The following is a 7,709-nucleotide window of genomic DNA, read 5'->3' as shown; positions in this document are numbered from 1 at the left end:
AGGCCGCCGATCAGAATCGCACATTGGGTGGTAATCACGTCCGCCGTCCGATCTCAGGCTACATGCCAGGCTTGCGAACCCTGGAAGGTGACCTTCACGGAGCTCGCGTTCGCGCCGGCCGCATTGAGCGAGCGAATCAGCCCGAACCGCTTCTCTGGATCGACGACGAGCATGATGAAGCCGCCGCCCCCCGCGCCCGAAACTTTTCCGGCGAGGGCGCCGGACTCCATCGCAAGATCGAGAAGGCGTTCAACGTTGGGGTTGCTGACAGAGTTCGCCGTCAGCTTCTTCAATCGCCACGACTGGCCCAGCACGTCGGCCATGCGTTTAATGTCGCCCGCCAAAAGTGCCGCCTTCATTTCATATGCGTGCTGCTTGATCTCATGCATCGCCTGGACCGTCGATTCGTCCAGCCCCTCCAAGCCGTGGACTTGCTGGCGGATAATATTGGCGGACTCTCGCGACTGACCGCTGAAGCAGATGACGAGGGAAGATTCGAATTCGTTGAGGTAGCTTTGTCGCATTCGGAGGGGGTTGACGATCACGCCCGCTCCGCCTTGCAGGAATTCGATGAAGTTCAGCCCCCCGAACGCAGCGGCATATTGATCCTGCTTGCCGCCGAGCATTCCGAGTTCGCGCCGTTCGAGTTGAAACGCCAGCTTGGCGACGTCATAAGGCCCAAGCGGCAGTTCCATCGCCGCCGCAAAGGCTTCCACCAATGCGACTACTAGCGCCGACGAGGCGCCCAGCCCGGATCCCGCAGGAACATCGATCGTGGTTGTGACGGCCAACGGAAGCGGCTCTCCTCCGTTATGCTGCACCATCATGTGCCGGTAAACGGCCCGATGAAGGCTCAAACCGCCGTGAATGTCGAAGTCGAGCGTGCACGGAAGCGCTTCCTCGCGCTGCAGGTCGTCCGCTTTGAACAGGATGTTACCACCACGCCCGCGGCTCACATGCGCGTAAGCATAGCGGTCGATCGACGCGCTAAGCACCACGCCGCCATGCTCGTCGCAATATGGCTCAAGGTCGGTTCCCCCGCCGCCGAGCCCAAGGCGCAGCGGGGCTCGAGCGCGGACATTCGCGTTCCGCCAGCCACTGGTCGCAGCCACTTTAACCTGTCCCTTCGGCATATTGCCGTGTTTCAAATTCAAGCATGTCGGCCAGAGTCTGCTTCAGGTCCCAGCGAGGCCGCCACGACGTGTCGGTGCGAATCTTTGTTGTGTCACCAAAAATGATCGGTTCGTCGGAGAACCGGAGGAGAGACGGGTCCAGCTCCGTTGCAACCCGCTGTCCCGCGAGCTCGAAATACATCTCGAGCAGTTCGGACACGCGATATGCCCGGTCCGCGCAGATGTTGTACGCCTCGCCTGCCCTGCCCTCGCGGGCAAGAGCAATCAGCGCATCGACCATGTCGCGCACGTCGATGATCGCGCGATGCGTTTCTAGATTGCCGTGCTTCAAGCTTCGGCCAGTCTTAAGTGCCCGCACCAGACCGCGCGCGAAATCGCTGGCCACGTCGTTGCGCTTGCGCGGGCCCGTGCAGTTGAAAATGCGAGCCCTGATGCACCGCAGGCCATGATTGTAGTAATATTGATGACCAAGCAGATCCTGCGCGACCTTGCTGACGCCGTAAGGGTGGAGCGGAAGCAGCGGCGCATCTTCGCGAACGGGAACTCGCTCCGGCACTAACGACGCGCCATATTCCGCCGACGAGCAAGCAATCACCGTCATGGGGTTGTACGACGGGTCATTTTTGCGTGCGCGAAGGATCGCCTCGAAGATATTAACCGTGCCTTCGCCGTTCACCCGCAGTGTTCGCCACGGGTCCGTCCACGAGACCGTGGGCAAGCTTTGCGCCGCGAGATGGTAAATTTCTTGCGGCTTCCGACTTTCGATCAGCGTGAACACGGCGTCGTGGTCGAGTACGTCGAGCTCTTCGAACGTAACCGCCGGATCGACCGTCTGCATGTTGATGGTCGGTTGGTGGAAGGTGGCAATGACTTCGGCGCTTTCGAGGAGCAGTCGCTCGGCAAGGTGCGAGCCCATCATCCCGCCCGCTCCGGTAATTAAGACGTTCAACCGTTGGCTCCTCGCTAGCGCTGCTTGCCAGATTTGCGCGTGAGCTGGTCGAACAGCTTCATCAGCGACTCTCGCCCATAATATTCTCGAATGAATTCGACAGCGGCGCGGGCCCGCCGCTGCGCCTCGGTTCGGTCCTTGAGCGCGAGCACGACGGCTTCGGCCAACTCGTCCGGGGAGTCGCCGACAAACATCAGCTCCTTGGCCGCGGCAATCCCCTGCGCGCCGACGGATGTTGTTGCGACTGGCACCGCTAGCCCCATGGCTTCGATCACCTTGCCCTTCACACCGGCACCGTGAAGCAACGGCGCCACCGCCAGCGCAGACTGACGGTACAATTCCTCAAGCCTCTCGTCCGACACCAACCCGAGGACCGAAACTTGGTCCGAACTCAGTTCCACCACCTCGCCGGGCGCGTTGGACCCGACAATGTCGAGGTGGGCCTCCGGGACCCGTTCCAGGATGAGCGGCATGACAGATTTGGCGAACCAGATAATTCCTTCGCGGTTCGGCACGTGATTGAACCCACCCACGAACAGCATGCGCTTACCGCAAACAGCTGGGATCTTGGCCGTAGCGGCAACGGCGTCGTCGATCTGCGCCTCGTCGTAGACGCAAACCGGATTGGTGAGGAACTTGCGCTTCCCACCGACAAGCTTGCGGATGAGGCTAACTTCCTTCGGATCTGGATAGAAGATGACGTCAGCAGCGCGGCAAGCGTCCAGTTCCATTTCGCGGTTCGCGGCGATGTCCTCCTTCGTGACCGGCCCGCCAAGGGCCATGCTCGCTTCCATTCGCCGAAAATGCACGTCGTGCCCGTAGTAGAAGATTTGCGCTTTCGTGTGCTGCCGCACCGCCGCGGCGTAGCGCGCCGATACATGAGGGCGGCTGATGAACACGACATCATAGAGGTCGGCGCGATCGCGGAGGAAATCGTCGAAACGGTCGATGAACTCAGGACCGGCAATCACCTCAACGCCGATGCCTTCAAGCACTTGCGCGTAAAGCGGGTCGCGATGGAGATTGTCAGGCCAGAAGGTCACCTGCCAGCCAAGGTCGATGAAGATCTGCAGATACTGGTAAATGGTCCTCGAGCCCGCATCCCGATCCCATTGAGGGACATAATGATCAATGAACAGGACGTGTGGCTTGGCACGTGAGCGATCGCGCGCGCGCAGGACTTGCTGGGCATTCGGAAAATGATCGCGGGCGAGGACCTCGCCCCACCGTTCCAGCAAACGCGCTTGGTTCCTGACCTGATATGCCTTGATCCCCGAATTCACGTCCCGGCCGTGGCTGCGCCCCTCATGATGCAGCACTGCCGACGCCGGATTGTACACGGTGCGATAGCCCGCATCCCGGAGCCGGAAGGCCAAGTCGGCGTCTTCACAATAAGCCGGTGTGAAAGCTTCGTCGAAGCCATCGACTTGTTTCCAGATGCTCGTCGGGACAGCAATTGCTGCGCCGGAGCAATAGTCCACATCCTTCAAATAGTTGAACTGCGGAGCAAGCGCGTCTTGCCCTCTGCCGAAGTTCCAGGCGGATCCGTCTTCCCAGAAAATTCCGCCCGCCTCCTGGAGTGTACCATCCCAATTCAGCAGTTTGGACCCAACCAGACCCGCCTTGTCGATCGACTCGAAGGGGGCGAGCAGCTCATCCAGCCAGCCAGGAAGGACAAGCGTGTCGTTGTTGAGGAAAACGACGACCTTGCCGTTCGCCTGGGCAGCGGCTGCGTTGCAGTTGAGAAGAAAGCCTAGATTCTTATTCTGGCGGACGTGCTTCACGACGCCCCCGATTAAGGGAATGATGTCCGTAGTGGCGTCGGTCGATGCGTCGTCGGCAACGATGATCTCGTAACTCGCGTCGCATTCGTGCTCCAGCAGCGATGCAATACACAAGATCGTGTCAACTAAGTTGTTGTGCACGGGAACGATAATTGACGCGTCCAAGTCGCCAGAGGAGGCGCCCGCGCGCTGCTCCGACAAGCATCGGATTCTGGTCAGCAGATGGAAGCAAGTCTCCGACCTGGCGAACGCTTCCTGATCGTCGGCATACCAGTCCATGACGGAGCAGAGATACGAAAATAACGGAATTGCCTCGTCGAGATGCGAGCGGGACAGGTAATCTTGAAGTTGGCGCGGCAGCCAGGAGTGGCTGAGCGGCTGGGGCGGCCAATCGCCGCGCGAGGGGCGCGCAGCCCCTCCCGGCTCCTTCCCACCTTCTTCAACAGGATGGTGGATCAGATAATCCATCAACGAAGGGCAGCGCGTTTCGAGGCGCACCAGGCTTCGCCATTCAGATCCATGGCCTTCGAACGGGATTTCGCGGTCCTCGGCAAGCCCGTGGCGCACGTAATGGGTCAGCGGCTCCACTCCCGCTTCGCGAATGTCGGGATGATAATTCAGGTAGGCTTGCGGGTCGAATACGGGGTTGGGCCGGCGACCCTCTTTCCAGCCGTGCGACAGATAATGAACAAGCGGGTTCAGGCCGGCGCACCTGACGTCCGGATTCTTGAACAGGTACCAATCGTTCGAAAAATAAGGGTGAGGGTCGCGCCCCTGGCGCCAGCCATAGTCTAGATAGTGGCGCAGCGGGGACATGCCGGACTTGGCGACGCCCGGATTGCGCGCCAGATAATACTCGCCCGAGAAAAGCGGATGCGTGCTAATCAAATGAAGATGTTCGTCTCGCTCGTACTCGCGAAACGAATGCGAACGATGTTCCCGGTCCTGAGAAGCTATCCACTTTCTGTCGAACAGCAGCGGTTCGGGGGGTTGCCCAGCCGATCCAAGTAATCCGCGCCAGGCGCTTCGCCGACCCGGGACGGTCGCTGGAGGAGTGGACCTTAGCGCAGCATTGGCCTCGGAAATCGCCGCACGGACCGCTTGGTGTGCTTCCGTGAAGCGGCGTCGCCTGCGGACTAGCGCGCTTGCAAACGCCCGCTGAGTGGCGCTTCGAGGTGCGCGGCTCCTCAAGACCCGTGAGCTCCGCAACAACTCGTCGGCTGTGACGGATGGCTCACTGCTGATTGCTGCTTCGCTATCGCCCGGCGGCGCCCGTGTGCCGTCTACATGCATCGACAATTATCCGCTCACGCCACTACCTAATATAGAAGTCCCGCACCATCCATTGCAGCGGAACACACCTCAGGCCGACGGCTTATCGATCCCTTTTTGTTGGTGCAGGGTTCCGATCTGTTTCCCTTCTTTTGGATCCAAAAGCTCGGCTCTGGTGAGCATGTAGCGCGGAAAGCGCGTGGTCAGATACTCGTGGCGAAACCAGCGGCGAAATTCAGCTAGCGCCTCGTCAGGATATGCCCACGGGAGTTGCGGGTTCCTCACAGCGGTGATGCGTGCACCATAGACGTCATCAAAGTAGCTTTTGGTCCAATGATCCGACCAACTCTTCTCTACGCCGAAAACCGGAATAGTTTTTTCGCTTACCAAAAGATCAGCGTTGATGAGGTCGATGACAATCCCGCTGACTTCGCTAAAAACAATGAAATAGCCTTCTGGCGCGCTTCCGTTCTGGATAGAAATGCGATCGTGAAGATATTTCCATTTATCAGGAGGCGTGTAGCCCAGCGCTTTGTAGACGAATTGCTGGAACCCAAATCGTGCAAAACTCCTATAGTTTTCGATCGCCCTCGGGTTGTTCTTAAGAGTTTCGAACGCAAAGTACTCAAGAAAAGCCATGCATACTATGTCCGGGCAAGCGTAATAGGTCGAACCTTCCCGAAGTATCTCAATATATAAGTGGCGGTGCGTATATCCATTCTCGCTGAGGTACTCGTGAAAAAACGAAATTCGGCCCTGGCGTGAAAATACGCCGCCGTTCATCGCAGCTTCCCATTCCTGCGAAAGCTCGAAAACGGTCGAACGAGCAGCGCCCGCGGCCTCTTCGAGGCCGGCGGGTGTCAGATAGGACATGCCGTTTTGCAGCACGCCCATTTCGATGCCGCCGATCGTCCTCTCGACCTCGATGTCCACATCAAGAGGCACTTGAATGAGCGCCAGACTTTGTCTCCGCATTGGCGGCAAGCGAGTGCTCTTACTTGATGAATGCCGTCGCCGCGTGACCTTCTTACGCGCAACATCATCAAACTTAGAATCGATCGGCTTTTTATCAGGCATTGAGTAAGTTCCTTGTACGTGACACTTGTCGACCATGCGTGCGATCGTCGTCTGAACGCAAGTCACCTAAGTCCCTGAAAGAATGGGGACGCACTGGCGCTGGAACCGAAGACCCGCTGATCTCGGAGCGCGGCTACGGCGGACACCGTGTCGCGCAACTGGTCATCAAAAATCATCAACTACTGCGTCACCTGACGCCGCGGGGGCTCCTGAGCTCGAGAGCGCAATCAGGGATGCGGCTAAATTCCCCGCGTAGACAAGGCTCGCGTCGGATTTCGCTAATCGCCCAAGCTCTTTGACCTTGGCTTCGAGCGCCGCGATCCGCAGTTTCTGCCCGTCGAGCGTGTTTAGCGCCAACGGATCAGCCTTCGGCGCAGGCTTAATGAGACCCTTTAGCGATTGGTACCAGATGGAAACGGATTCATCCACAACGCAAAGCCCGTCTGCTACAAGGCTCCGCTGCTCCTCTATCGAAACGAACTGCCGGCGATACTCATCTTCTAGTTGTCCCTGAGCCTCGCAATTTACCCATCTCCTCCAATGCCAAGCCCACCAGTCAGGAAGGTGATCGTTCGTGCGAAGAAATTGGGCAGCATTGCTGACCTTCTTCTCGAACTTCGCATATGATCTCATCGGGTAATGATTGAATCGCAAGCAGTCGACGAGTTCTCTCCGCCCATATTCGACGTTTGCACCGTGACCGCCAGGAACGTAGGACGAGAATGCCGCTGACTTGACGATGCTCTTAACCGGGTGCTTCACGAAGATGAACGGCACAGGGGTGGCACCAGCAATTTGCTCTTCAAATGTCTCACCGTAAGGCTCAACAATGCGAGTTGTGAGGGAACTGAGGCTCGGGTCTCCCTTGGCGGGAATTGTGCCCGTCATGTTGAAGCAAGGAATTGACAACGCTGTGATTGATTCTGCTGTGGCCTTGTCGAGAATAGCGTCGAAACGGCAGCCCTCTACACATAGAAACTCATCGGCGTCGCACATGAGCATCCATTCCGGCGCATAGGTTTCCCGCGCGTACATAGCCAAGTGGTCGCCGGTGGTACTCCCGGAATAGTTCCTGATGTCGAGGTCGTCGAGCTGGGACCAGATTAAGGGATAGCGTGACGCCAGGTCCGACAGGATATCATAGGTGCCGTCGGTTGAGCCTAAGTCAAAAGCGAGAATCCGTCTGACGCCAAGCTCGGAATACCACCTGACGAAGGGTTCGAGCAGATCATCTTGATCGTAAACGTGAACTAAAACAATAACGTCATTAGACGCGAGGGAGTTCATGGAGCGAGCTTGAGAGTCCCGTCGTGGGGTTCCGGCACCTCCATTGAACGGTGCGTCGCTCGCGGTGCTTTCTTAGTGCCTCGAGCAGATGCAATCGCTTCCTCCAGGACGCTCACGATTGCGATTATGTCGTCATGTTCCAGCCCCAACCAGAATGGCAGGCCGAGAACGTGCTCTCCCAGCTTGTTCGTAACCGGAAGCGGCGAT

General features: G+C 58.3%; 6 protein-coding genes. All 6 read right to left on the bottom strand.

The genetic code is table 11. From position 1 onward, the window contains the following. Positions 1-53: 53 nt before the first annotated feature. Positions 54-1,112, bottom strand: coding sequence for a hypothetical protein (locus VJV58_RS08005; RefSeq protein ID WP_324136805.1), 1,059 nt, complete (start codon positions 1,110-1,112; stop codon positions 54-56). 1 nt (position 1,113) lies between these two features. Then, a complete protein-coding gene (locus tag VJV58_RS08000) occupies positions 1,114-2,082 on the bottom strand; it encodes a GDP-mannose 4,6-dehydratase (protein WP_324136804.1) in 969 nt (322 codons plus the stop codon). Between the two features lie 14 nt (positions 2,083-2,096). After that, positions 2,097-4,334: a glycosyltransferase gene (locus VJV58_RS07995; protein WP_324136803.1), complete on the bottom strand. Its 2,238-nt coding sequence runs from the start codon at positions 4,332-4,334 to the stop codon at positions 2,097-2,099. 894 nt (positions 4,335-5,228) lie between these two features. After that, positions 5,229-6,215 carry a hypothetical protein gene (locus VJV58_RS07990; protein WP_324136802.1) on the bottom strand — a complete coding sequence of 329 codons (987 nt, stop codon included), beginning with the start codon at positions 6,213-6,215 and terminating at the stop codon, positions 5,229-5,231. A 165-nt stretch (positions 6,216-6,380) separates the two neighbouring features. Then, positions 6,381-7,502 (bottom strand): glycosyltransferase family 2 protein, encoded by a 1,122-nt coding sequence (locus tag VJV58_RS07985; protein ID WP_324136801.1) that lies wholly within the window; start codon positions 7,500-7,502, stop codon positions 6,381-6,383. Further along, a partial coding sequence (locus tag VJV58_RS07980; protein ID WP_324136800.1) for a hypothetical protein occupies positions 7,499-7,709 on the bottom strand: 211 nt, incomplete at its 5' end. The genes VJV58_RS07985 and VJV58_RS07980, both read right to left, overlap by 4 nt.

The sequence above is a fragment of the Bradyrhizobium sp. genome (assembly GCF_035273305.1).
Classification (GTDB): domain Bacteria; phylum Pseudomonadota; class Alphaproteobacteria; order Rhizobiales; family Xanthobacteraceae; genus Bradyrhizobium.
This window is presented reverse-complemented; position numbering and strand designations above follow the sequence as displayed.